This is a genomic window from Natronomonas gomsonensis, from assembly GCF_024300825.1.
Taxonomy (GTDB): Archaea; Halobacteriota; Halobacteria; order Halobacteriales; family Haloarculaceae; genus Natronomonas; species Natronomonas gomsonensis.
In genome coordinates this window covers 595861-621000 of sequence record NZ_CP101323.1, presented here as the reverse complement: position 1 = coordinate 621000, position 25140 = coordinate 595861, and the positions used below count along the sequence as shown (strand labels likewise).

The 25140-nt window shown below is 65.8% G+C and carries 23 protein-coding genes and 1 tRNA gene; 13 read left to right on the top strand and 11 right to left on the bottom strand.

Annotation, left to right across the window (positions count from 1 at the left end; translation table 11 throughout):
• Window positions 1–14 precede the first annotated feature (14 nt).
• Both NMP98_RS03445 and NMP98_RS03440 read right to left on the bottom strand, forming a co-directional pair.
• Window positions 15–1703: a hydantoinase B/oxoprolinase family protein gene (locus tag NMP98_RS03445; RefSeq protein ID WP_254860161.1), complete on the bottom strand. Its 1689-nt coding sequence runs from the start codon at window positions 1701–1703 to the stop codon at window positions 15–17.
• Entirely contained in the window at window positions 1700–3700 is a 2001-nt protein-coding gene (locus NMP98_RS03440; RefSeq protein WP_254860160.1) for a hydantoinase/oxoprolinase family protein, read from the bottom strand. The genes NMP98_RS03445 and NMP98_RS03440 overlap by 4 nt, the downstream gene beginning before the upstream one ends.
• Before the next feature lie 108 nt (window positions 3701–3808).
• Here NMP98_RS03440 and NMP98_RS03435 point away from each other — a divergent pair, with 108 nt between their 5' ends.
• A complete protein-coding gene (locus NMP98_RS03435) occupies window positions 3809–4999 on the top strand; it encodes a thiolase domain-containing protein (RefSeq protein WP_254860159.1) in 1191 nt (396 codons plus the stop codon).
• A complete protein-coding gene (locus NMP98_RS03430; protein WP_254860158.1) occupies window positions 4996–6375 on the top strand; it encodes an ACP synthase in 1380 nt (459 codons plus the stop codon). The genes NMP98_RS03435 and NMP98_RS03430 overlap by 4 nt, the downstream gene beginning before the upstream one ends.
• A 1-nt stretch (window position 6376) precedes the next feature.
• Here the strand turns inward: NMP98_RS03430 and NMP98_RS03425 are convergent, their stop codons facing one another.
• Window positions 6377–6928 (bottom strand): hypothetical protein, encoded by a 552-nt coding sequence (locus tag NMP98_RS03425; protein ID WP_254860157.1) that lies wholly within the window; start codon window positions 6926–6928, stop codon window positions 6377–6379.
• Between the two features lie 102 nt (window positions 6929–7030).
• On the opposite strand from NMP98_RS03425, the gene NMP98_RS03420 reads away from it, so the two are divergent.
• From NMP98_RS03420 to NMP98_RS03390, 7 genes are all read left to right on the top strand, one after another.
• A complete protein-coding gene (locus NMP98_RS03420) occupies window positions 7031–7507 on the top strand; it encodes a YbaK/EbsC family protein (RefSeq protein ID WP_254860156.1) in 477 nt (158 codons plus the stop codon).
• A 96-nt stretch (window positions 7508–7603) separates the two neighbouring features.
• Window positions 7604–8587, top strand: coding sequence for a metal ABC transporter substrate-binding protein (locus NMP98_RS03415; RefSeq protein ID WP_254860155.1), 984 nt, complete (start codon window positions 7604–7606; stop codon window positions 8585–8587).
• Window positions 8584–9324 (top strand): metal ABC transporter ATP-binding protein, encoded by a 741-nt coding sequence (locus NMP98_RS03410; protein ID WP_156708114.1) that lies wholly within the window; start codon window positions 8584–8586, stop codon window positions 9322–9324. Before NMP98_RS03415 ends, NMP98_RS03410 begins: the two co-directional genes overlap by 4 nt.
• On the top strand, window positions 9324–10361 hold the full coding sequence (locus tag NMP98_RS03405; protein ID WP_254860154.1) for a metal ABC transporter permease: 1038 nt from the start codon (window positions 9324–9326) through the stop codon (window positions 10359–10361). The genes NMP98_RS03410 and NMP98_RS03405 overlap by 1 nt, the downstream gene beginning before the upstream one ends.
• Before the next feature lie 59 nt (window positions 10362–10420).
• On the top strand, window positions 10421–12514 hold the full coding sequence (locus NMP98_RS03400; protein WP_254860153.1) for an acetate--CoA ligase family protein: 2094 nt from the start codon (window positions 10421–10423) through the stop codon (window positions 12512–12514).
• Window positions 12511–13569: a phosphotransacetylase family protein gene (locus tag NMP98_RS03395; protein WP_254860152.1), complete on the top strand. Its 1059-nt coding sequence runs from the start codon at window positions 12511–12513 to the stop codon at window positions 13567–13569. Before NMP98_RS03400 ends, NMP98_RS03395 begins: the two co-directional genes overlap by 4 nt.
• Window positions 13570–13631: 62 nt before the next feature.
• A complete protein-coding gene (locus NMP98_RS03390) occupies window positions 13632–14348 on the top strand; it encodes a class I SAM-dependent methyltransferase (RefSeq protein WP_254860151.1) in 717 nt (238 codons plus the stop codon).
• 90 nt (window positions 14349–14438) lie between these two features.
• On the opposite strand, the gene bioD is transcribed toward NMP98_RS03390, so the two are convergent.
• The 5 genes from bioD to trxA form a co-directional block, all read right to left on the bottom strand.
• On the bottom strand, window positions 14439–15104 hold the full coding sequence (bioD, locus tag NMP98_RS03385; protein ID WP_254860150.1) for a dethiobiotin synthase: 666 nt from the start codon (window positions 15102–15104) through the stop codon (window positions 14439–14441).
• Complete coding sequence (locus tag NMP98_RS03380) at window positions 15101–16297, bottom strand: aminotransferase class I/II-fold pyridoxal phosphate-dependent enzyme (RefSeq protein WP_254860149.1); 1197 nt, start codon at window positions 16295–16297, stop codon at window positions 15101–15103. Before NMP98_RS03380 ends, bioD begins: the two co-directional genes overlap by 4 nt.
• Before the next feature lie 10 nt (window positions 16298–16307).
• Complete coding sequence (gene bioU / locus NMP98_RS03375; RefSeq protein ID WP_254860148.1) at window positions 16308–17387, bottom strand: (S)-8-amino-7-oxononanoate synthase BioU; 1080 nt, start codon at window positions 17385–17387, stop codon at window positions 16308–16310.
• A gap of 15 nt (window positions 17388–17402) precedes the next feature.
• On the bottom strand, window positions 17403–18515 hold the full coding sequence (gene bioB, locus NMP98_RS03370) for a biotin synthase BioB (RefSeq protein ID WP_254860147.1): 1113 nt from the start codon (window positions 18513–18515) through the stop codon (window positions 17403–17405).
• A gap of 171 nt (window positions 18516–18686) precedes the next feature.
• The gene (trxA, locus tag NMP98_RS03365) at window positions 18687–19076 is read right to left on the bottom strand and encodes a thioredoxin (RefSeq protein WP_254860146.1); all 390 of its coding nucleotides are present in this window, start codon (window positions 19074–19076) and stop codon (window positions 18687–18689) included.
• 122 nt (window positions 19077–19198) lie between these two features.
• On the opposite strand from trxA, the gene NMP98_RS03360 reads away from it, so the two are divergent.
• A complete protein-coding gene (locus NMP98_RS03360; protein WP_254857797.1) occupies window positions 19199–19834 on the top strand; it encodes an IS6 family transposase in 636 nt (211 codons plus the stop codon).
• A gap of 61 nt (window positions 19835–19895) precedes the next feature.
• Complete coding sequence (locus NMP98_RS03355) at window positions 19896–20183, top strand: PRC-barrel domain-containing protein (RefSeq protein WP_156710423.1); 288 nt, start codon at window positions 19896–19898, stop codon at window positions 20181–20183.
• Here NMP98_RS03355 and NMP98_RS03350 read toward each other — a convergent pair.
• Window positions 20180–21640: a DHH family phosphoesterase gene (locus tag NMP98_RS03350; RefSeq protein ID WP_254860145.1), complete on the bottom strand. Its 1461-nt coding sequence runs from the start codon at window positions 21638–21640 to the stop codon at window positions 20180–20182. The two genes, NMP98_RS03355 and NMP98_RS03350, sit on opposite strands and share 4 nt — an antisense overlap.
• Window positions 21641–21763: 123 nt before the next feature.
• On the opposite strand from NMP98_RS03350, the gene NMP98_RS03345 reads away from it, so the two are divergent.
• Window positions 21764–21837 (top strand) — tRNA-Lys (locus NMP98_RS03345).
• 199 nt (window positions 21838–22036) lie between these two features.
• Here the strand turns inward: NMP98_RS03345 and NMP98_RS03340 are convergent.
• Both NMP98_RS03340 and guaB read right to left on the bottom strand, forming a co-directional pair.
• A complete protein-coding gene (locus NMP98_RS03340; RefSeq protein WP_254860144.1) occupies window positions 22037–22753 on the bottom strand; it encodes a class I SAM-dependent methyltransferase in 717 nt (238 codons plus the stop codon).
• Between the two features lie 448 nt (window positions 22754–23201).
• Window positions 23202–24680: an IMP dehydrogenase gene (gene guaB / locus NMP98_RS03335; RefSeq protein WP_254860143.1), complete on the bottom strand. Its 1479-nt coding sequence runs from the start codon at window positions 24678–24680 to the stop codon at window positions 23202–23204.
• Window positions 24681–24941: 261 nt separating this feature from the next.
• Here guaB and NMP98_RS03330 point away from each other — a divergent pair, with 261 nt between their 5' ends.
• Window positions 24942–25139, top strand: a complete 198-nt coding sequence (locus NMP98_RS03330; RefSeq protein WP_254860142.1) for a DUF8099 family protein — start codon at window positions 24942–24944, stop codon at window positions 25137–25139.
• Window position 25140: the final 1 nt, after the last annotated feature.

Genomic DNA, 25140 nt, shown 5'->3' with positions numbered 1-25140 from the left:
CCGACGCTCGTTTTTCAGGGGTCGTATCCGTAGGTTTCGCGGGCGGCGTCGAGGCTCACCTTCCCGAGTTCGATATCCCGTTCGAGCGCCGATCGCCGGCGGTCCGTCGGGTCGCCGTAGCCACCGCCGCCGGGCGTCCGAAGGCTAACCGTGTCGCCAGCAGCGAGGTCGTGTGTCGATTTCTCCGGGAGGCGGCGCCGCTCGCCGTCCGCCAGCAGGTACGTCTCTCCGCAGGCACCCCCCTCGCCACCGACGAGTCCGTATGGCGGGTGCCGCTGGCGGTCGGCCAGCAGGCTACAGGTCGCGTCGGTCAGGACCTCGATGTCGCGTCGGAGGCCGAGACCGCCGCGGTACTCGCCGGCGCCGCCGGTGTCCGGTCGGAGGGCGTACCGACGGACGCGGAGCGGATACGCCGTCTCCAACACCTCCGCGGGCGTGTTGAGCGTGTTGCTCATGTGGACGTGGACGGCGTCCATTCCGTCGCCGTCGGCGTGTGCGCCGAAGCCACCGGCCTGGGTTTCGTAGAACGCAAACGAGTCGCCGTCAGGGTCGGTACCGCCGAAGGTGACGTTGTTCATCGTCCCCTGTCCGGCCGCAGCGGCGCGTTCGGGGACCGCCTCGGCGAAGGCGCCCAAAACCACGTCAGTGACCCGCTGGGACGTTTCGAGGTTGCCGCCGACCACCGCCGCCGGCGGGTCCGGGTCGACGATAGAGCCATCGGGCGTCTGGATGTCGATGGGGCGGTAACAGCCCTCGTTGGGCGGGATATCCGGGTCGGTGACGGCGCGGACGGCGTAGTACGTCGCCGACGCCGTGACCGCGAACACGGCGTTTATCGGGCCGGGCGTCTGGTCGGCCGTGCTCGCGAAGTCGACGGTCACCGACTCGCCGTCGACGGTCACCGACGCGACGACCGGGAGGTCCTCGTTGCCCCGGCCGTCGCCGTCGAGTCGGTCCTCGAAGCGATACGTTCCGTCCGGGATCTCGGCGAGTTCGCCGCGCATTCGTCGCTCGGAGTAATCAGTTATCTCCGCGAGGGCGTCCGCAAGCGTTGTCGGGCCGTAGCGGTCGAGGAGTTCCCGGAACCGTTCTGCGCCCGTCTCGTTGGCCGCGACCTGTGCCCGGAGGTCTCCGCGGCGCTCCTCCGGCGTGCGGACGTTCCGCTCGATGAGGTCGTAAACGGCGTCGTTGGCCTCGCCGCCGACCCGGAGTTTCACCGGCGGGATGCGGAGTCCCTCCTGATAGATTTCCGTCGAATCCGACCCGACGCTGCCGGCCGTCGCACCGCCGATGTCGGCGTGGTGGGCACGGTTGGCGGTGAACGCCGCGAGGTCGCCGTCGTGATACACGGGCGTCACGAGCGTCAAATCCGGCAGGTGGGCGCCGCCGTCGTAGGGGTCGTTCAACAGCACGGCGTCGCCCGGTTCGAGCGTCTCCGGGGGGAACGCATCTAGCGCCGCTTCGACGGAAAAGGGCATCGCCCCGAGGTGGACGGGCATGTTCTCGGCTTGGGCGACGAGCGTTCCGTCGGCGCCGAACAGCGCACACGAGCAGTCCTTTCGCTCTTTGATGTTCGGTGAGTAACTCGTCCGGACGAGCGTGGCGTTCATCTCCTCACAGACCGCGGCACAGGCGTTGCGGACGACCTCCAGTGTCACCGGGTCCACTCCGGTCTCCCCCGATGGCGTCTCCTCGTCTGTCATCGGCCCACCTCCAGCCGGAGCGTGCCGTCTCTCTCGACCGTCAGGGAATCCGCCGGGCGAACGGCGACCGTACTCTCGGCGCCCTCGACGATGGCAGGCCCCTCCAGTTCGGTTTCGGTCGGCAGTTCCCCCCGGTCGTACACCGGCGTCTCTCGGTCGCCGTCGAAGCGTACCGTCCGAGTCTCTCGAACCGCGTCGTCTGCGGTGCCTGCGTCGGTCGGCGGGTCGATATCCGGCGGGTCGACGACGCCACGAGTTCGTACGCGGACGGTCACGAGTTCCAGCGGTTCACCGCGTGCCGCGTGGCCGTAGCGGGCTTCGTGGCGCTCGTGGAACCGCGCTGCGACCGTATCGAGTGCGGCAGCGTCGATGTCGTCGGGGGCCGGAACGCGCAGGTCGAAAGACTGTCCGACGTAGCGCACGTCGAGGTAGCGCTCGTGTTCCACGGGGAGGCCGTCGGGAACCCGCTCCGTTCCCACGCGTTCGAACTCCCGGAGCGTCGATTCCAGCGTCTCGGCGTCGAGGTCGTCCCACGGGCGGATTCGGGTCGCGGAATCGTCGTAGGTCAAATCCGAGACGAGCAGTCCGAGCGCGGAGAGAACGCCCGCGGCCCGCGGGACGAGCACCTCTGGGACGCCCACGTCGGCGGCAACCGCTGTGGCGTGTAGCGGTCCCGCACCGCCGAAAGCCACGAGGGCGAACTCCCGTGGGTCGTAGCCGCGCTCGACGCTGACCACTCGGAGGGCACGCGCCAAGTTTGCGTTGGCGACCTCGATGACGCCGGCCGCCGCCTCCCGTCGGCCGACACCGAGGCGGTCACCGAGTCGTTCGAAGGCCGAATCGGCCGCCGCGACGGCACCGCCGACATCGCCGAGGAACGCACCGGGGTCGATGCGCCCCAACACGCAGTGGGCATCGGTGACCGTCGGGTCGGTGCCGCCGCGTCCGTAACAAACCGGTCCGGGGTCGGCGCCGGCGGAGTTCGGACCGACGCGCAGTGCGCCGCCCTCGTCGAGCCACGCGAGTGACCCCCCGCCGGACCCGACGGTGTGGACGTCGACCATCGGCACCGCGACCGGATACGGTCCGACCTCTACGTCCCGGGTCACGACCGGGTCGCCGCCCTCGACAAGCGACACGTCACAGGAGGTGCCGCCCATATCCATCGTCAGGAGGTTCTCGTGGCCGAGTCGCCCGGCGACGTGGGCGGCCCCACGAACGCCGGCGGCCGGCCCCGACAGAAGCGTCTCGACCGGTCGGGTCCGGGCCGTCTCGCCGTCGACGATGCCGCCGCTGGAACCCATCACGCGCAGGGGTGCAGTCACGCCCAAATCGTCGAGTTCGCTTTCGAGACGGCCGAGATAGCGGTCCATCACCGGCCGGAGCGCGGCGTTAAGCGACGTGGCGAGGGTGCGCTCGTACTCCCTGATTTCGGGCAACACGGTCGAGGACAGCGAGACGCTCTCGACGCCCGCCTCCCGCAGGATGTCGGCGACGCGCTCTTCGTGTGTGGAGTTCTCGAAGGCGAACAGCAGCGAGACGGCCACGCTATCGGCGTCGATGTCGGCAGCGAGTTCCCGGACCGCGTCCTCGTCGAGCGCTTCGAGTTCCTCGCCGCGGGCGTCGAGGCGGCCCGGAATCCCGTAGCGTCGGTGCCGGGGGACCACCGAGTCGGGCTTCGTCCCGTGGAGGTCGTAGATGTCGGGGCGGTTCTGGCGGCCGATTTCGAGAGCGTCGCGGAACCCTTCGTTCGTGACGAGCGCCGTCTCGGCGAACTCACCTTCGAGGACGGCGTTGGTCGCGACGGTCGTTCCGTGGGCGAAAAAGCCGATGTCGGCCGGCGGGGCCGCGTCCGCGATGGTTTCGAGACCGTTCGCGACCGCCCGCTCGGGGGCGTCGGGCGTCGAGGCCACCTTCTCGACGCGAACCGACCCGTCGGCAATCGTCACGAGGTCGGTGAAGGTGCCGCCGATGTCGACACCAAGGCGTGTCTCCATACCGACAGCGTGGGGCGGCCAACCCCTGAACGTTACCCAACAAAGGCTCCCGGACAACCCCTGTTCAGTTGTCGTCGGGTTTATGACCAGTCCATCCCAGCCACGGGTATGCGCGATGCCTACGTCGTCGGGGCGGGCCAGTCGAAGTACGGCTCCTTTCCCGACGAGAGTTATCGGTCGCTGTTCCAGACCGCCGTCGAGAACACGGTAGACTCAGTCGACCACGGAATCGACACCGCCGAAATAGACGAGGCTTACGTCGGAACCCTCGGTGTCGGCGGCCGCCAACTCGGGTTGCCCGGTCCGGCGGTCACCGAACACGTCGGACTCCACGGCGTGCCTGTCACCCGCGTCGAAAACGCCTGTGCGGCCTCCGGGTATGCCGTCCGACAGGCCGTGATGGCGGTTCGGTCGGGAATGGCCGACGTGGCGCTCGCGGGGGGCGTCGAGGTGATGACCGACCTCTCGGGCGACGCCGTTCGCTACTGGCTCGGCGTCTCAGGAGAGACTGAGTGGGAGCGGATGTCGGGGACGACGTTCGCCGGCGTCTACGCCCAGATGGCCTCGGCTCACATGCGCGAACACGGAACGACGAAAGAACAACTCTCCCACGTCGCGGTGAAGAACCACGCAAACGGCTCGAAGAACCCGAAGGCCCACCTCGGGTTCAGTTGCACGCTCGAAGACGCGGTGAACGCCCCGGATGTCGCCGAACCGCTGAACCTGTATCACTGCTGTCCGACGACCGACGGCGCGGCGACGGCACTCATCGTCAGTGAGGACGTCGTCGACGAGTACACCGACGAACCCGTCCGCGTGGCGGGCGTCGGCGCCGCCTCCGACCGCGTCGGCCTCTTCCAGCGGGACACCTACAACTCGGTGCCGGCCTCGGAGAAGGCCGCCGAATCCGCCTACGAGGAGGCCGACATCGGTCCCGATGACCTCGATTTCGCCGAGGTTCACGACTGCTTCGCCATCGCGGAACTCATGGCCTACGAGGATTTGGGCTTCTGCGAGCGTGGCGAGGCCGGCCCTTACGTCGAGTCGGGGGCAACCCGAATCGACGGCGAACTCCCCGTCAACACCTCCGGTGGTCTGAAATCGAAGGGCCACCCCATCGGCGCGACGGGTGCCGGACAGGTCGTCGAGGTGTTCGACCAGTTGACCGGACGAGCCGGCGAGCGACAACTCGACGAGCCGGCCGTTGGGTTAGCCCACAACGTCGGCGGCTCCGGCGGCGCGGCGGTAGTCCACGTCTTCGAGCGTGAAGACCGAGCGTCCGAGGAGGTGGACGCATGAGCCGCGGTATCCTCGCTATCGGCGCGTACACGCCCGAAAACCGAGTGACAGCCGAGGCCTTCGAGGAGGCGTGGGGGCGCTTCGATGCGCCGGGCGTCGAGACGAAGGCCGTCCCCGACGCCGACGAGGACGCCCTGACGATGGGCGTCCAGGCCGCACGGCGGGCGCTGTCGGCCGGTGACGCCGACGGCGGGGCCGTCGACCGACTCGCCGTCGCGACGACGACCCCACCGCTGGAAGAGGAGGACCTCACCGCACGCGTGGGGTCGTACCTGAACGTCCCGGCCGACGCTGTTCGCCGTATCTACGCTGGCAGTACACGTGCGGGTGCCGACGCATTACTGGAAGCCATCGATGGCGACGGCACGGTGCTCGTCGTCGTCGCTGACTGCCCGGAAGGCGAACCGGACGACAGCCGCGAACACGCCGCCGGCGCAGGTGCGGCAGCGTTCCTCGTCGGCGATGACGCCCCGGCAGTCGTCACCGACCGGGCGGCTCACGCCGACGTGCGTCCGGGAACGAGGTTCCGACAGCATGGCAGCGAGAACGTCGAGGGACTCGATATCGGCACCTACGACCGCGCCGCCTTCACCGAGCCAATCGAGGCCGCCGTCGGTTCCCTCGAAGACGCCGACGCCGAAGCTATCGCGCTGCAGGCACCGAACGGGAAACTCCCCTACCGGACGAGTCTCGATACCGAGGCCATCGCCGCGGTCGAGACGGTTTCCTCGCTGGGCGACACCGCCGCCGCGAGCGTCCCGCTATCGCTGGCAGAATCCTTCCGAGCAGGCCACGACCGAACGCTCGCCGTCGCGTGGGGGTCAGGCGCCGGCGTGACGGCGTTCGTCGTCGAGGGAACTGCGCCGGTCGAGGCGTCGCTGGACGGCGACCAGGAACTCGACTACCCGGCGTACCTCCGTCGACGCGGCGACATCGTCGGCGAGAAACCCGACGGCGGCGCGGCACACGTCCCGGTTCCGACGTGGCGTCGGAGCCTCCCACAGCGACACCGCCACGAGGCGGGACTCTGTCCGGAGTGTGCCGCGGTCGCCTTCCCGCCGGAGGGTGCCTGCCCCGACTGTCTGTCGCTCGTCGAGTTCGAGACGGTCGAACCGCAACTGGAGGGCGTCGTCGACGCCGCGACGACCATCGGACAGGGTGGCGCGCCGCCGGAGTTCGCCGAACAGCAGGCCCGACAGGGTGCCTTCGGCGTTGCCATCGTTCGCTTCGGTATCGACGACGAAGACGGCGAGGTGTCGCTGCCGATGCAGGTCGCCGGCGGTGCGTCCGTCGGTGACCGTATCCGGGCCGTCCCCCGACGTGTCTACGTCGAAGAGGGCGTGCCACGCTACGGACTGAAAGCCGTCACGCTGTAGGTTAGTCGTCGTCAGACGGTGTCCGGGTTGGCGTGCCAGTCAGTTCTGGCGTCTCGGTCTCGGTGCCGGCACTTACCGACTTACTGGCGCTCGACGACCCGCTTCTGACCCCGGATTGGTCGACCCGCACCGACGACGGTTCCCCGTTCTCGAAAGTGAACGTCGCCACGTACTCGATTTCGACGATACACTGTGCCGACACGTCATCGCCGTCACCCTCGATGCTCTCGATTTCCACGTACAGTTCGTCGGCGTCGCGGTCGTACTCGGTTGTGACGAGTTCTGCCGTGTACGAGGGGTCTCGGCCGTCGAGAACGCCCTCGACGGTGACCACGCCGTCCTCGGTGGTCACGTCGTGGCTGCCGTAGTCGTCGCCGCATTCGACGCGTTCGACCTCGAAAGACCGGTCGACGAGTCGGGGGCCGGTCGGCGTATCAGTCGGGTCGTCGCTTTCGTCGTCTTCGGGGGCCGTGGCAGGGCCGCCACCGAGACAGCCAGCGATACCGGTCGTGGTCGCGGCCGCCGCGGCCGTGAGGAGGGAACGTCGTTTCACGGTAGCGGCTACCGGGGAGATTATAAAAACCGTGCCGAAGGTTCAAACGACCGTTTGACTCTCATCGGGGGATTCTTGCACACCGGCCGACACCCCCTCGCTATGCACCCGAGTGCAGAGGAGTTCCGGACCCGTGCTGCGGACCGTCACGGCTTCGAGGTCGACGTACACGAGTTCCCCGAGGGAACGAAGACGGCGGCCGACGCCGCCGAAGCCATCGGCTGCGATGTCGCCCAAATCGCCAGCGGAATCGTTCTCTCGGCCGACGGCGACCTCGTCGTGGTCGTCACGAGCGGCGCAAACCGCGTGAGCGAGGTGAAGGTCGCCGACCTCGTCGGCGTCGACGCCGAGAGCGTGTCGATGGGCGACGCCGACGACATCAAGTCGACGCTGGGGTGGTCCATCGGCGGCGTCCCGGCGTTCTGTCACGACGAGGACGTCCCCGTTTTCATGGACGAGACGCTTCTAGGGTTCGAGGAGGTGTGGGCCGCCGCTGGAACACCACAGGCGGTGTTCCCCATCGACCCGGAGACGCTCCGGGACCTCGCCGAGGCGACGGTCGCCGACATCGCGGCGTGAGTCGGTTAACAAGACAGCGCTGTATTGGCCCCAATATTATTAACTAAGGGCCTATAGATAATAACATTTTTAACTGGAGATGGGTAACTGGTGGGTATGAACCCGACGCGACGACAGGTACTCGGCGGAGCGGCGGCAGTTGTCGGCGGGAGCCTCGCCGGCTGTCTCGGTGACCCCGGCACCGCTGGCGGCGATAGCGGGGGGGAGGGCGTGTTTACCTCGTTTTACACGTTGGCCGACTTCACCCGTCACGTCGTCGGCGACGTGACCGAGGTGCAGAACCCCATCCCGCCCGGCGAGATGGGCCACCAGTACGAGGTCGGCTCCCAGGCACAGGTCGACGCCGCCCGGTCGGCCGCGTTCGTCTACCTCGACATCCCGGGGTTTCAGAACTGGGCGCTCGACAGCGCCGAAAACCTCGAGGCGAACCACGAAGCCGTCACCGTCGTCGACGCGCTCGCCAACGTAGAGCTTCGAGAGGTCGACGGCGGAGGCGACCACGAGGACGGTGGCGGTCACTCGGAGGACAACCACGACGGCGGCGACTTCGACCCCCACTACTGGACCGACCCACTCCGGTCGGCCACGAGCGTCCAGACCATCGGTGAGGCGCTGGCTGAAGCCGACCCGGACAACGCCGAGACGTACCGCTCGAACACCGACGCCTACGTCGATGAACTCGAAGCGCTCGACGAGACGTTCGAGTCGGAACTCTCAGAGCGCGCTATCGACACCGTCGTCGTCGCGGGCCACGACTCCTATCAGTATCTCGCCGCACGCTACGACTTCGAGGTTCGCTCGCCAGTCGGCGTCTCCCCGAACGCCGAACCCGGGTCGGCGGAAATCAGCGACACCATCGAAGTGGTCGACGACAACGGCATCGACGTGGTCCTCTACGACACCTTCTCCTCCCCGCGTCTCGCCGAGACCATCGTCCGCGAATCGAACGCCGAGGAAGCGGTCGCCATCTCCTCGGCGGAGGGAACGAAAGGGGAATGGCTCGACGACGGCTGGGGGTACGTCGAACAGATGAAAGAGCTAAACCTGCCGGCATTCAAAGCCGCACTGAAAGCCGAATGACCGACGCCGTCCGCATCGAGAACGTCTCGTTCAGCTACGGGGAAGCCCCGGCCCTACGAGACGTGTCTCTGACCATCGCAGAAGGCGAGTTCCTTGGACTCATCGGCCCGAACGGCTCGGGAAAGACGACGCTTTTGAGCGTCATGTTGGGACTCGTCGAACCCGACGAAGGCTCCGTCGAGTTGTTCGGCGAGCCCATCGAGTCCTTCGAGGACGGCCACCGAATCGGCTACGTCTCCCAGAAATCGACCGAAAAGGGAACCGCGATGCCCGTCACCGTCGAGGAAGTCGTCGAGATGGGTCGCTACCCCCACGTCGGCTCCGGCCGCCTTCGGGAGGAAGACCACCAGGCCGTCGAGGCCGCTATGGCTCGGGTGGACATCACCGACCTCGCCGACCGAAAGCTCAACACCCTCTCCGGCGGCCAACGCCAGCGGGCGTTCATCGCCCGCGCGCTCGCCAGCGACGCCGACCTGCTCGCACTCGACGAACCCACCGTCGGCGTCGACGCCGAGTCACGGGACCGATTCTACGGCCTGCTCGACGAACTCAACAGTGAGGGCATCACCATCGTCCTCATCGAACACGACATCGGCGTCGTCACCGACCGCGCGAGTCGCATCGCCTGTCTCAACACGGAACTGTACCACCACGGCGACCCCGAGTCCTTCCACGAGAGCGACGCCTTAGAGCGCGCCTACGGTTCGACCGGACAGGTCGTCGGCCACCACCACTGATGGCGGTTCGACGCACTGCCCGGCGGGGACTCGTCCGAGTCGGCGTGGGTGTGACGGCGCTGTTGGCCGTCGTCTCCGGACTCTACCTGCTGGCGACGTTCGCCGAAGCCTACGGGCCCGGAACTATCGGCGGCCTCGGTGCGACGCTGGCGACGACGCTCGTCGACACCGGCCACCTCCTCGGCCTCCTCGTCGGGACCGACCTGCTTCGGTTCCGGTTCGTCTGGAACTCGCTTGCGACCGGCGTCCTCATCGGCATCGTCGCGCCGCTGGTCGGCACCTACCTCGTTCACCGCGAGATGGCGCTCATCGGCGAGACGCTGGCCCACACCGCCTTCGCCGGCGTCGCCTTCGGTCTGTTCTTCGCCGCCTCGACCGGCTGGTCGACCCCGATCCTGCTTCCGGCGCTCATCGCGGGCATTCTCGGTGCCTTCGCCGTCCAGTGGCTCACCGAACACACCGACACCTACGGCGACGTGCCCATCGCCATCATGCTCACGGGGTCGTTCGCCGTCGGCACTATCGTCATCTCCATCGGTGGCGGGTTCTCGGGACTCAACATCGAGAGCTTCCTGTTCGGCAACGTCGGCTTCGTCACGCCGAGCGGTGCGTGGCTGATGGGCGCGCTGTCGGCAGTCGTCGTCGCCGTCATCGCGGCCCGACACAAGCAACTGCTGTTCATCACCTTCGACGAGCAGGCCGCCCGCGTCGCCCAACTCGACGTTGGCCTCCACAACACGCTGTTAGTCGTCCTCACGTCGTTCGTCGTCGTCGGGGCGATGCAGGTACTCGGCATCATCCTCGTCGCGGCGCTTCTGGTCATCCCGGTCGCGGCGGCCACCCAAATCGCCGCCGACTTCCGTGAATCGATGTACCTCGGCGTGCTGTTCGGCGAACTCTCGGTTTTGCTCGGCCTCTCGGTGGCCTTCCCGTTGAACGCCCCGCCGGGCGGCACCATCGTCGTCGTCGCCATCGGAATCTACGCGCTGTCGGTCGCCGCCGCAACCGGCGATTTCCGGGCGCTGTCGACGCACTGACAGCAAACATCTCACCACGAAGTACAGCTATTTACGCCGTCGTCGAGAATCGACTGCCGATGAGCGAACTTTCGGGACTGTTCGCCCCGGAGCGGGTCGCCGTCGTCGGAGCGACCGACCGTAAGGGGTCGGTCGGGCGAGCCGTGATGGAGAACCTCGTGGCGGATTTCGAAGGGTCGGTCGTTCCGGTCAACCCGACAGACGACCGGCTGTTCGACCGACCCTGTTACGACGACGTGGCCGAAACCGGCGCCGACCTCGCGGTCGTCGTGGTGCCGGCCGCCGCGGCCCTCGATGTCATCGAGTCGGCAGGCGAGGCAGGCATCGAAAACGTCGTCGTGATTACCGCCGGGTTCGGCGAATCCGGCGGGGAAGGCACCGCACGCGAGGAGGCGCTCGTCGACCTCGCGAACCGCTATGGGTTGAACCTCGTCGGCCCGAATTCGCTGGGCATCATCTCGACGCCGTCGGGGCTGAACGCCACGTTCGGCCCACGAAACGCCGAGTCGGGCTCCATCTCGTTTATGAGCCAATCCGGCGCGTTCGTCACGGCCGTCCTCGATTGGGCCGCCGACCGCGACATCGGGTTCAACGACATCGTCTCCCTCGGCAACAAGGCCGTCCTCGACGAGACGGACTTCGTCGAGGCGTGGGGGGCGGACCCCGGGACCGACGTGGTGTTGGGGTATCTCGAAAGCATCGAGGACGGCGAAGCGTTCGTCCGAACCGCACGCGACGTGACCGCCGAGACGCCCGTCGTCGTCGTGAAGTCGGGCCGAACTGAGGCCGGCGCCCACGCCGCGGCCTCCCACACCGGCGCCATCGCCGGCAGCGAAGCCGCCTACGAGGCCGGACTGGACGGGGCGGGCGTCCTCCGCGTCGAGTCCGCCGAGGAGTTGTTCGACTTCGGTGCGATGTTGGCCGGCCAACCCCTCCCGAATGCGGACGGCGTCGCCGTCGTGACCAACGCCGGCGGGCCGGGCGTGATGGCGACCGACGCGATTGGCGATGCCGACCTCAACCTCGCCTCACTCGGCGGGGAGACTCGTGCGGCGCTGGCCGACGTCCTTCCACAGTCGGCGAGTGCGCACAATCCGGTCGACATCATCGGCGACGCACCGGTCGAACGATTCGAGCGGGCCCTGGAGGTCGTCCTCGATGACCCTGCCATCGGCGCGGCGGTCGTCATCGCCTGTCCGACCGCGACGCTTTCCTTCGAGTCGTTGGCCGAGCGGCTGACCGCACTCGGCGAGACGCGAGAGCAACCGGTCGCAGTCTGTCTGATGGGTGGCTCCTCGGCCGAGGAAGCGGCGGAGACGCTCGCGGCGGCCGGCATGCCGACGTACTTCGACCCCGCTCGGGGCGTCCGAAGCCTCGAAGCGTTGTACGACTACCGGGCGGTTCGACGGCGCGAGTACGAAGAGCCGACGACGTTCGACGTCGACCGCGACCGCGCTCGCGAGATTCTGGAACGCGTCGAGGGTGCACGCGACAACCGACTCGGCATCGAGGCGATGGGACTGCTCGACGCCTACGGGATTCCGACCCCCGAAAGCGACATCGTCGACTCGCCGGTTGAGGCCCAACGAGTGGCCGAATCAATCGGCGGCGACGTGGTGATGAAAATCGTCTCGCCGGACATCCTTCACAAGACCGACGTGGGCGGCGTCGAAGTCGGCGTCACGGACGCAGACGTAGCGGACATCTACGAGACGCTAATCACGCGCGCTCGGAACTACCAACCCGACGCCCGAATCCTCGGCGTACAGATACAGGAGATGGTCGACTTCGACGACGGCGTCGAGACCATCCTCGGACTGAACCGTGACCCGCAGTTCGGACCGCTCGTGCTGTTCGGCCTCGGCGGCGTCTTCGTCGAGGTGTTCGAGGACACCACGCTCCGCGTCGCGCCGGTTTCGAAATCCGAGGCCGCGAGCATGATAGACGACATCGACGCGGCACCGCTGTTGCGGGGCGCACGCGGCCGGACGCCGGTCGACGAAGACGCCGTCGTCGAGACCATCCAGCGACTCTCTCAACTCGTCACCGACTTCCCCGCCATCGTCGAACTGGACATCAACCCGCTGGTGGCGACGCCCGACGGCGTCGTCGCCATCGACATCAGACTCACCGTCGACCCAGAAAGATTATGACCCTACTCGTCACCTCGACCAAAGAGAGCACAGGCAAGACCGCCGTCGCACTGTCGTTGGCCAGAGCCGCCCGAGAGCGCGGCGAGCGCGTCGGCTACATGAAACCCAAAGGGACGCGACTGCAATCGTCGGTCGGCAAGACGCTCGACGAGGACCCGCTTTTGGCCCGCGAGGTGTTGGACCTCGACAGCCAGACCCACGAGATGGAGCCGGTCGTCTACTCCTCGACGTTCATCCAAGAGGCGATTCGCGGTCGCGAGGACCCCGAGGCCCTCCGTGAACGAATTACCGAGGAGTTCGAGGGGATGGCCGAAGACACCGACCGGATGATACTCGAAGGGGGCGGGTCGCTGACGACTGGGGGTATCGTCGGATTAACCGACCGCGACATCGCCGAATTGCTCGATGCGACGGTCGTCCTCGTCGTTCCCTACGCCCAACCGAGCGACATCGACGAGGTGTTGGCCGCCGCCGAGTTCCTCGGCGACCGCCTCGGCGGCGTTCTGTTCAACGCGGTTCCCGACGCGGCGTTCGACAGCCTCGCAAGCGACGTTGTTCCATTCCTCGAAGGGCGGGGGGTTCGGGTGTTCGGCACCGTCCCGCGTGACCGCGACCTCGCGGGCGTCACGGTCGCGGAACTGGCCACGGAACTCGGTGCCGACGTGCTGACCAGCGAGGCGCCGACCGACGGCCTCCTCGAACGATTCGTCGTCGGTGCGATGACCGCCGGCGAGGCGCTCGGGCAACTCCGCCGAGTCCGCGACGCCGCGCTCATCACCGGCGGCGACCGGACCGACGTGGTAACTGCCGCACTGGAGGCATCGGGCGTCGAGTGTCTGCTGTTGACCGGTGGGTTCCGGCCGCCCGAGGCCGTCCTCGGCCGTGCCGAAGCCGCCGACGTGCCGGTCCTACTCGTGGGTGCCGACACCAAGACGACACTCGACCGCGCCGAGAACATCATTCGCTCGGGACGAACCCGCGACACACACACCGTCGAGCGGATGGGTGAGCTCCTACGCGACTACGCGGACATCGACGCGATGCTCGGAGCCTAGGACGTGTCGCCCGTCACCATGTCACAATAACGCACAATACGCCCGAGTCGGTGCATCACCGTATGGACGAGACGGATGCCTTCGGTCGGATGGTTCTTGACTTCCACCGCGACGACTACGACGGCAGCGGCCGCTACCGGAGCCACACCGGCGCGACCCGCGAGGGCCATCCCGAGTGGTACTTTGGCGACTCCTTTCCGCCGGAAAGCGAAGCGGCTCTAAAGCGAGTTCGCGAGACCGGCGGTACCGTCGTCGACGCCGGCTGTGGCGCCGGTTCACACGCGCTTGCCCTCCAGCGGAAGGGGACCAACGTGGTGGCAACGGACGTGAGTGGGGGCGCACTCCGGGTTGCCCGTGACCGGGGCGTCGAACGAGTCGCCCGCGCTGACCTCCGGTCGCTGCCGGTCGTCGCCGACTGCGTCTTTCTCGCCGGGACGCAGTTCGGCGTCGGCGGAACCGTCACGGCGTTACAGGAGACGCTTTCGGCGCTCGAAGACGCCACAACCGAAGGTGGTCGCGTCGTCGGTGATTTCAAAGACCCCTTCGCTGTCGCCGACGACCACGTCGCCGGACGGGAGGAACTGCTCGACTTCGACCGCGAAGCCGGCGTCGCGCGCCGACGGATGCGAACCGAGTACCGCGACCTCGTGGGGCCGTGGCTGGATTTGCTCTGTCTCACGCCCGCGGCCGCCGGAGATGCTATCGATGTGACGGCGTGGTCGGTCACCGACATCATCGAAGGCGACGGCGCACGATACTTCGTCGTCTGTGACCGCTGAGGGCGCACACGACGGCCGACCACAGAGTTAAGCCGGTTGCTACGGTATGGCACACTGGAGCCGAACGGCTCCGTAGTGTCACACGGGGGGTCACTCCCCCATCAGTCTGTGTGCGGGCAGGTGGTCCGTGAGGCCGCTGATTTGCTTCGGTGTCGTGTCCTCCAGTTCCGGGAGCGTCCAGACCGGACAGTCACACATCCGTTCGAGTTCCGTCGGGTTCGTCCGTTCTGCGACGGTGGCACCCTCGTATCGGTTGAGTGCGATGCCGGCGACGGACACGTCCCGGCGTCGAAGCGCCTCGACGGTCAGCGCCGTGTGGTTGAGCGTCCCAAGGACCGAGCGAGCGACGACCAACGCCGGCACGTCGAGGTCGGCGACGAGGTCGAGAATCTCTCGCGGTGGGTCGTTCGACAGCGGCACCCGGAGTCCGCCCGCCCCCTCGACGACGGCCGCGTTGCTGTCGGCGAGCGCCTCGCGGGTATCGGCCACGAGGGCATCGTAGGCGATGGGGTCGTCCGCCCGGCGTGCGGCGACGGCAGGTGCCAGCGGTTCACCGTAGGTTCGGAGTCGCACCGCGGCGTCGTCAGTCCCACAGACGTGCTGGACGAACGCGGCGTCGTCGTCCTCGGGAAATCCGGTCTGGGCGGGTTTGATAGCACGGGCGTCAGTGTCGGCGTTCCGAAGCGCCGCGACGAGTGTTGCGGTCACCACCGTCTTGCCGACGCCCGTGTCCGTCCCGACGACGGCGAGGCTCACAGGAAACCGACCTCCTCACCTGCAGCCTCGAAGGCAGCGAGACAGCGGTCGATATCGGCGTCCGTGTGGGTCGACTGCGGTGCGAGTCGAATCCGACTCTCTCCGGCAGGAACCGTCGGGGGGCGAATCGCCGGCGCGACGATGCCCGCTTCCTGCAGACGTTCATCGAGCGCGACGGCGGTGTCACGGTCGCCGACGACCACCGGCAGGACGTGGGTGTCGCCCCACACGTCGTAGCCGAGTTCCACCAATCCCGAACGGAGCCGTTCGACGTTCTCCCACAGTGCGTTGCGACGCTTGGGGGCGAGTTCCAGCGCCCGTTCGGCGGCCGCCGCCGCGGGCGGGGCCAGCCCCGTCGAGAATACAAAGGACCGTGCGGCGTTGAGGAGGTGTTCGACGAGCGGTTCGTCGCCGGCGACGAACCCACCCTGTGCGCCCAGCGCCTTCGAGAGCGTCCCCAACTGCACGTCGATGCGGTCTCCGAGGCCTCCCTCGCCGACGATGCCACCGTCGTAGACGCCCGTGGCGTGGGCCTCGTCGACCATCACCCACGCGCCGTAGGCGTCGGCGGCGTCACAGATCGCTTCCAACGGTGCCACGTCGCCGTCCATCGAAAACACCGAGTCGGTGACGACGAGCCACGACTCCGTTGGCCCGGCCTCCGCTCGGGCGTCCATGGCCTCGGCCAGCGCCTCGGCGTCGCAGTGGTCGTACACCACCACGTCGGCCTTCGAGAGGCGTGCGCCGTCGACGATGCTGGCGTGGTTGAGTTCGTCCGAGAAAATGACGTCGGGGTCTAAGGCGGTGAGCGTCCCGACGTTGGCGGCGTACCCCGAGGAGAACGCCAGCGCCCGCTCGGTTCCCTTCTCGTCTGCGAGTCGGCGCTCCAGCGAGCGGTGGGTCGGGGTGTCACCGACGACGAGTCGGGAGGCCCCGGCGCCGGTGCCGACTTCGCGGGCCGCCTCGGCGGCGGCCGCAGCGACCCGTTCGTCGCCCGCGAGTCCGAGGTAGTTGTTGGCGGCGAAGACGAGTCGCTGTTCGCCGAAGACCGGCGGGTCGCCACCGGGGTCTTCGGCGACGGGGGTTCGGGCGGCGACCGACTCGACGGGCGTGAGGTCACGCCGGAGGCCCGACTGCTCACGGTCCCGGAGTCGCGCTTGGAGGTCGAAGCCGTGGGAGTGCTGGAGACTCATGCGATTCGATTCAAAAGCCCGGCATCAGGTCGGCGGGACCGAAGACGCCGTACTCGCCGGCGCGGTTCCGTCGGACGCCCGCCTTCAGGTAGCCGAGCGCCGGGCCGTTGACGTTGGCCTCCATGCTCGTGGCGTCGTCGAGTTGGAAGGTGTTGGTGCCGACCTCGCCGTCGAAGGTCCTGCCGGTGACGCTGACGGTTGTCGTCGTCGGCTTCTCGTCGGAGCGGACGTCCAGGATGCCGCCGACGGTCACGTCTTCGGCGTCACAGATGCCGGCCCGTTCGAGCAGCACGTCGTCGGCGTGTTCCATGTCCTCGAACTCGATTCGGCCGTCGTGGTCCTCGATGATGGCCTCGATTTCCGCGTCGGAGAGGTCGCGTGCGGTCTCGATGTCGTAGCCATCGAGGTGGGCGATGTCTTCGCGAACGGTGCCGCGGTTGTCCTCGTAGCCCGATTTGAGACCGACGCCCCACCAGATTTCGACGTCCTCGACTTCGACGAACGACTGGGCGGCGAGGGCCGCAGCGCCCGTGAGGAATCCGGGCGTCGCACCCGCACCGCAGACGAAGGTGATGCCGGATTCTTCGAAGGCCTCGGTTCGTTCGTCGAGCATGTCGATGACGCGGGAGCGTTTCAGCACGTCGACGAGGACGCCCTCGTAGTCGGCCTCGGCGAAACGGTCGGCGACGCGGGGGATGAAATCGTGTTCGAGGTTCGGCAGCGCGATGAGAACCGCATCGATGGCCTCCGACTCGGCAATGATGTCGTCGATTGGCGTTTCCGTGGAGTCAGCCTGCACGGAGGCGGCGACGCCTTTCCGTTCGCCGGACTGTTTGACTGCAACCGCTCCGCCGTCAGTTCGCGGTTCGCCTTGCTCACCGCTCTCGGTCGAGGCGCGTCGCGCCTCGCTCGCAATATTCCCCTCCGTCGCCGCCAGCAGTTCCTCCACGTCGAGGCCGTCGTGGTCGACGGCGACGCCGTGGCGGTCACACGCCGCGACGGGCGTGAGTCCGTCTTTCCGCGTCGAGTATTCGAGTGCTCGTCGGCCGATGCCACCGGTTCCCAGTACTGCGAAGTTGATATCTTCCATTGTCGTAGTGTCGTATTAGTCGTCCAGTTCGCTCGTTGCGTTGCTCGTCGCCGTCCCGACGGCCGTGTCGGTGGCGGGGTCTCGGTGCTTGGCTTTCACTTCCTCGGGGTCGAAGTCGTTGACCGCGCGATTCGGCTCCAGACCTGCCCGCTCGACGATTTCGATGTCGTCGCCGGGGTCCTGTCCCTCGGTCGTGAGGTAATCGCCGGTCAGCATTCCGTCGGCGCCGGCCTCGAATGGCAAGTGCTGTTCGTCGGGTGCGAGGTTGACTTCACGACCACCCGTCAGTCGGACCCGGGAGTGGGGATGGAGCAGTCGGTACACCGCGATGGTCTTGATGACCTCCGACTTCGAGATGGCGGCGTGGTCGGCATCGCCCATTGGCGTGCCGGCGACGGGGTTGAGGATGTTCACTGGCAGCGAGGAGACGCCGATATCCTGCAGTTCGATGGCGGCGTCCACGCGGTCCGTGGGGGATTCGCCCATCCCGAGGATGACACCGGCACACAATTCCATCCCGGCGGCTTTCGCCCGCCGGAGCGTCTTCAGTCGGTCCTCGAAGTCGTGGGTACCGACGACCTCCGGGAAGTACCGTCGAGAGGTCTCGATGTTGTGATTGTAGTGATTGAGGCCTTCCTCGGAGAGGATTTCGGCTTCATCTTCGGTGAGTAATCCGAGTGAGGCGTCGACCTCCACGTCGGTTTCGTCGCGAACCAACCGAATCGCTTCGATGATTTCGTTCCACTCATCCGGGCGGTGTTCCTTCGAGACGCCCTTCTCGGCGACGACGATGCCGAAGCGCTGGGCACCGTCGGCCTCGGCGCGTTTCGCGGCTTCGAGCACCTTCTCCGGCCCGAGAAAGCCGTAGGTGTCGATGCCGGTGTCGAAGTGGGCTGATTGGGCACAGAAGCCGCAGTCTTCGGCGCAGTCGCCCGCCTTCGCGTTGACGATGCTGCAGGCGTCGACCGTCCCATCGGAGAACTCCCGACGGACGAGGTCGGCGCCGGCGGCCAACGCCTCGGCCGGTTGGGCGATAAGCGCCAGCCCGTCGGTCCGGTCTAAGGTCTCACCATCGAGAACTCGCCGGACCGCGTCGTCGACCGTTTGGTTACCTGTTTCGTAAACCACGCTAGCGACAGCGGTTGACAGTATAATAAATCTACTGGGTGTTGTAAGTTTTCGAGAGCAGCCGCTGGGCGAGAAGCGCGGTCGGCGTGTGAACGCACCACGGAGGGGTGTTTCGTAAACCTATCGAAGTAACAGTGTTGACGAGGTGATCGTGGAACGCGTCGCGTCCGTTCAGGCGTGCTGTTCGATTTTGTTCGCCAGCGATGCCTTCTCTTGGACGCCGACCATTCGGTCTGCGGGTTCGCCGTCGACGAACAGATACAGCGTGGGAACGCCCTGGACCTGATACTGCTGGGCGATGTTCTGGTGGGCGTCGACGTCGACTTTCAGGACAGCCGCGTTCGTCTCGGCGGCGAGTTCCTCGACGGTCGGTTCGAGCATCTTGCAGGGACCACACCAATCGGCGTAGAAATCGACCAACGCGACGTGGTTCTCTTCGAGGAGTTCCTCGAGGTGGCCGGCGCCGTTTACGTGGACCGGTTCGCTGGGCGAGCCGGCTTTGGCCGTCAGTTCCTCGCGTTTCTTCGCTCGAATGTCTTCGATGTCTTCGGAATCGCTCATAGGCGTAGTAGTGGAATCGTGGTTTTAACCTCTTCGGGGGTGTGTCCGATGCACACGACCGGTGGTCGTGGTCGTGTTTAGTTAAGGATGAAGAGTGAGGCGTGGTGATTTTCTGAGTGTCTATGGCAGAAATCACACGCCTCAGCGGTTGTAGCGACTGGATCGAGTTAGATTTTGTGGAGCGAGAGCGGACACCGAGCGAGCTGATGAAGCTCGGTATTCGACTCCATCTGGCTGGTCTATCACTTTCGAATACCATTCGAGAACTTGAGAAGTTCGGTGTCGAACGGTCACGAAAAGCCGTTCACGATTGGGTGCAGAAAGCCGATCTACAGCCAGCCGACGATACCAGTCCGGATCACGTTGCGCTTGACGAAACGGTGATCCAAATCAACGGTCAGCAGTTTTGGCTGTACGCCGCTGTCGATCCAGAGACAAACAAATTCCTGCACGTACGGCTGTTTACGACCACTACAACTGCATTGACACAGCGATTTCTGCAGGAACTTCGTGAGAAACACGACGTCTCTGACGCCGTGTTTCTCGTCGATTACGCCAAACATTTAGCGGCAGCACTCCGCCGAGCAGGGCTCCGATTTCAGACGATCCGGCATGGAAATCGGAATGCTGTCGAACGTATCTTTAGAGAGATAAAACGACGAACTTCTTCGTTTAGTAATAGCTTTAGCCACGTGCAGCCGACGACGGCAGAAACATGGCTGCAAGCCTTCGCCGTCTGGTGGAATTCACTTAACTAAACACGATGGTGGTCGTCTGCAAAGCAGTTAATAGGTGTCGTCACGACCGGCCGCTATGGAGATGGAGTCCGTCCCCCAAGAAATCACGTCGCTCGTCGGCCGAGAAGTCTACTCGAACAAGGGCGTCTTCGTCGGCGAGGTCGAGGACATCCGCCTCGACCTCGACAGCGAAGTCGTCACCGGACTGGCCCTCGGTGAGGTCAACCGCGACCTCTTCGATACGCGTGTCAGTGGCTCGAAGGGGGTCATCATCCCGTATCGGTGGGTCCGAGCGGTCGGTGATATCGTACTCGTCAACGATGTCGTCGAACGGCTCCGAGAACCCGAAGAGGAAGAGGCGCCGGCTTAACTCCCGTTCGCCCCTTCTCCCCCGCTACTTCCGCCTTCGACGCCCATCGCTTCGAACAGTTTCGTCCGAACCGCTTCCTCGGTGAGCGACAGCAGTGTCTCGCGGTTGTCGCCGGTTATCTCCAGTCCGGTGAAGATACCGAGCGGGATTTCCGCGGAGGCGTCCGTCGAGTGGCCGACCACCTCGCCGATTTCCCCGAAGGCGTCCTGCAACACGTTGCCGATGTTCATCCGGATGTCCTTCGACCGAGCGGCGAGGTAAATCGTGTCGTCGGCGATGGCGAACACCGCCGAAGTCGTGATACCCTCAAGGTTGAGCAGGTGTTGGGCGGCTTGGGACAGCGCATCGCGGTCCCGGATGAATCCGGCGTTGGAGACGAGATGACTCCCCTTGACCTCGCGGTTCCGAATCGCCTCGGCGAGTACGTCCAACGTCTCCGGACTCATCGACGGTGACTCGACCTGTTCGAGGGTGTCGTGGTTGGCGAACGGATAGAGGTACGCCGCCGCGGTGAGGTCCGCCGGCGTCGTATCCCGTTTGAAATCGAGGGTCTCTGCCCGAATACCGTACAGCAGTGCGGTGGCCACCTCCTCCGGCGGCGTGATGTCGAACTCCTGGATGTACTTCGTCAGAATCGTCGATGTCGAGGAGACGTTCGGCCGGATGTCGGTGAACTCCGCGTCGTATTCGACTTCGGGTTCGAAGTGGTCGATGAAGATGTCGACGGTGCCGTCGACGACGGGGTCGGCGGCCTTCGCACAGTCGACGAGCGCGAGGTTGTCGTAACTGTCGAGGTCGGCGTCCGACAGCGGCGTCAACTCGATACCCAGGAGGTTGACGAACGCGCGGTTCTCCTGGTGGCCGATTTCGCCCTCATAGAGGATGTCGGCGGATACGTCGCGGGCGTTCGCGATAGCCTGCAGCGCGACGGCCGAGGCGATGGAGTCCGGACCGGGCGAGCGGTGGGCGAGGATGGCCAGCGACTCACCGGAGTCGATGACATCGGCCAGTTGCGTGGCCTTGAACTCCAACTCGCCCTGTTCGAGTGCGCGAAGCGCCGAATCCGCGATGACCGCCGAGGGGTTGATGACCACGTCTGCGCCGGCCTCGGTGAGTTCGTCGGCGGTGACGGGGTCGGAGGCGCGGACGATGATGAACTTGTCCTCGGCGCGCTCGCGGATGGTTTCGACTGCCACCTTGTTGGCCTCGACGTCGGGCGAGAGAATGAGGATGACGTCGCGGTCGGAGACGGCTTGAGCCGCCGCCTCCTCGGCGATGTCGGCGGTGCGGGCGTCGAGGTCTTGGTCTCTGAGCGCCTCCACGCGCCCCTCGTCGCGGTCGAGAATCAGTACGTCCTTTCCCTCCGCGACGAGTTCCTCCGCGACGGCGTGGCCGACGCTTCCGCAGCCGAGAATCGCATACGTCGACATCGAAGCCATCGAGATGGCGCTGCTCATGATAGCCGCTCCGAAGGCCGGGACGTACTTAATTTGTCCGTACCGTCCGAACCGTGTGACGGCGTCCCGCTGAGGCGTGGGAACGCAACCTATTTGAATCAACCGCGGTTACGTGGAGTCGCAGGGCCGATAGCTCAGCCAGGGAGAGCGTCTGGCTCTTAACCAGACGGTCGGGGGTTCAAATCCCCCTCGGCCCGCTTCTGTTTCGAACAATACGCCGAACAGTGCCGAGCGACAGCGAGGCCTGCTCGTCTCCTCGTGAGGAACGAACGGGGTCAGCGATTCGAACCCTGCAAGTCGCGCACAGCGACCGAAGGGAGCGAGCACGTCTTGCTCCGGTTCAAATCCCCCTCGGCCCGCTTCTACGCGGAGCAATCCACGGAGCAACGCCATCCGTCAGCGCCCGACGAACCAGCGCCACCGTTCTTCGAGCGGTCCCTCGACATCCGCGAGTAACTGCTGGGCGCGTTCGACTCGGGCTTCGGCGTCGAGTCGAGGATACAGTCGGGCAGCGATTGCGGGGATGGCGTGGAAGAGCCGAAGCGTCTCACCGGTCGCTTCGAAGGTCCACGTTCCCGTTTCGAGGTCGAATTCGCTGGCGAGTGCGGCCTCGACCTCGCCGGCATCGGCCGGCGAGCGGGAGTCGCGGTCGAGTTCCGCGAAGACGTCCTCGCCCGCGGTCGTCCGCCAACCCAGCGGGGCGACCGCACCGACGGTGCCGCCCGCTCGGAGCACGCGCCGCGTTTCGGCGACGGCCCGTTCGGGGTTCGGCGCCAAAAACAGCGATGCGGTGAACGCGACGGCGTCGAAGGTATCCGAACGGAACGGCAGATTGTCGAAATCACCCTGTACGCGGTCGGAAACCGAACACTCCCGAAGCATCTGTCGACTCAAATCCAAGGCGACGGGGGTCGCCCCTCGCTGTTCGAAGGCACGGGCGCTGATACCCGACCCGGCGCCGGCGTCGAGGATGGAGTCGATACGCCCCGACCCGTGGTCGGCCATCCGGTCGTACAGCCGCAATGCTAACTCCCCGAACCGACCCGTTCGGGCCTCGTATTCGGCGTAGGAGACCGTACTGACGTCGAAGTTCTCCCGTATGTGTTCTTTCATGCGCCCGGTTTCGGCGGCCTACTAAATGTGTGTGATGGACTGCCATTCAGAAGCGTCATTCAAGCGTCAGACGCTGAACCGGATATGACTGTGTATTAAGGTGTTGCCTGATATATCAGGATCTCGTTTTTTATCCCAATCTTCCCTTGGTAACATTGGTCACACTACCAAGGATGTGACTCGGGGCACACCATGAGCATGAACACCTACGTTTGTAGTCGATGCGGAGAGCAGTTCGATGCACACGATTCGGCCGAAACCGCACGGCTGGGGTACTGTAGCCGGCGGTGTATGAACGCAGTACGGCAGTAGGGCAGACGGTGCGTCGGGCAGTGGGCGGGTCACACTGTTAGAGGCGGTTCCACACTGTTTCGTGTAACTCGGTCTGTAGCAGCCGAAAGAATTGGACACGGTCGATGGACTGTTCGAACGGGTTCGTCCGACAGTATCAGTTATCGGGACTGTAGTTCGGTGCTTCGTCGGTGATAACCACGTCGTGGGCGTGGCTCTCGGTCTGGCCGGCCGAGGAGACGCGGACGAACTCGCTACGCTCTTTGAACTCCGGAATCGTCTCCGCGCCGACGTAGCCCATCCCGGACTGCATCCCGCCGACGAGTTGGTGGAGTTCTGATTCGAGCGAGCCCTTGTACGGAGTCGCGGCTTCGACGCCCTCCGGGACGTACTCCTCGTCTTCGGGGTCGTCTTTGAGATAGCGGTCCCCGCCGCCGGATTTCATCGCGCCGACCGACCCCATGCCACGGTACTGCTTGTAGCGCTTGCCGTTCATCGTGATGACGCGACCGGGTGCCTCGTCGGTCCCGGCGAAGTACGACCCGAGCATCACGGCATCGGCACCGGCGGCGATGGCCTTGATGGCGTCACCGGAGTACCGAATCCCGCCATCGGCGATGACGGGCACGTCGTGTTGGGTTGCAACGTCAGCGACTTCGGCGACGGCCGTAATCTGGGGCATGCCGGAACCGGAGACGACGCGGGTCGTACAGATGGAGCCGGGACCGATGCCGACCTTGACGCCGTCGGCGAAGTCGACGATTGCCTCGGCGGCCTCGCGCGTGCCGACGTTGCCGACCACCACGTCGGCGTCGACCTCGGCTTTGATTTCGCGGGCGGAGTCGATGACGTCGAGGTTGTGCGCGTGTGCACAGTCGATGAATACGATGTCGGCACCGGCCTCGTCGGCCGCCAACGCGCGGTCAGTCTCGAAGGGGCCGACGGCGACGCCGACGACGAGCGACCCGTCGGAGGCCCGGGCGGCGTTGTCGTACTCCCGGCGTGCGAGGATGCCCTGCATCGTCACGAGTCCCGTCAGACGCTCTTCCTCGTCGACGATGGGGACGCGCTCGATTTTGTGTTCGTACATGAGTTCGAGTGCTTCGCGAGCGGTGACGTCCTCGCCGGCGGTGATGACCTCGTCGGTCATCGCCTCACGGACTTCGTCGCGGTCACCGACTTCGAGGTACGGCCGGATGTCCGTCCCCGAAATGATACCGAGGACGACGCCGTCGTCGTCGACGACCGGCGCGCCGGAGACGCCCTCGTCCCCCATCATGCGGTCGACCTCCCGGACGGTCTGTTCGGGCGAGGCCGTGACCACTTCACGGATGATGAGTTCGTCTGCTCGTTTGACTGTCTCGACGTGTTCTGCGGTCTCCTCGACGGTCATGTTCCGGTGAAGGACGCCAAGGCCGCCCTCGCGGGCCATCTCGATTGCCAGTTCGGCTTCGGTGACGGTGTCCATCGCCGCCGAGAGGACGGGAATGTTCAGCGTAACGTTCGTCGACACGCGGGTCGCCATATCGGCGTCATCCGGTTCGACACGGCTCTCCTTGGGCCGGAGCAGCACGTCGTCGAACGTCAATGCCTCAGGTACGCGGAGTTTCTCCGAGAAGGGTTCGTCGCTCGCCATGTAAACCGTCGGAATCCCCCGCCCAAAAGCGTTGCGAGAGCGTACCGCCCGGCACCGACACACACGGACGGACCACCCGGTGGCTTTGTCGACACCGATGTCCGAATGTGTGCATCGACGGTCGCCGGTGGATGTTCGTCCGAATCGTGTGTGAATGTCGGGCGATTCGTCCCAGAATCAAACCGGTCGGTACCTACTCTTCAGGTGTATGCGGACATGACTCACACAACACTTATGATTCAGTCAACTCTTGCATGATGTATGGACTCCGCCAGTCCCATCGCACAGCGCATCGCCGGGCAATCCAGCCTCGCCACCGGCATTTTCTTTACATTTGCGATGTGGACAAATAAAGCGGAGAAAGTCGCACCCATCCGGAACGGCAGCCGCTCCGGACACGTCAGAGGGTATCGCGACATCCACCGCCGTTCGTCCCATGGTGAGGGTCGCCCCGCCTGAC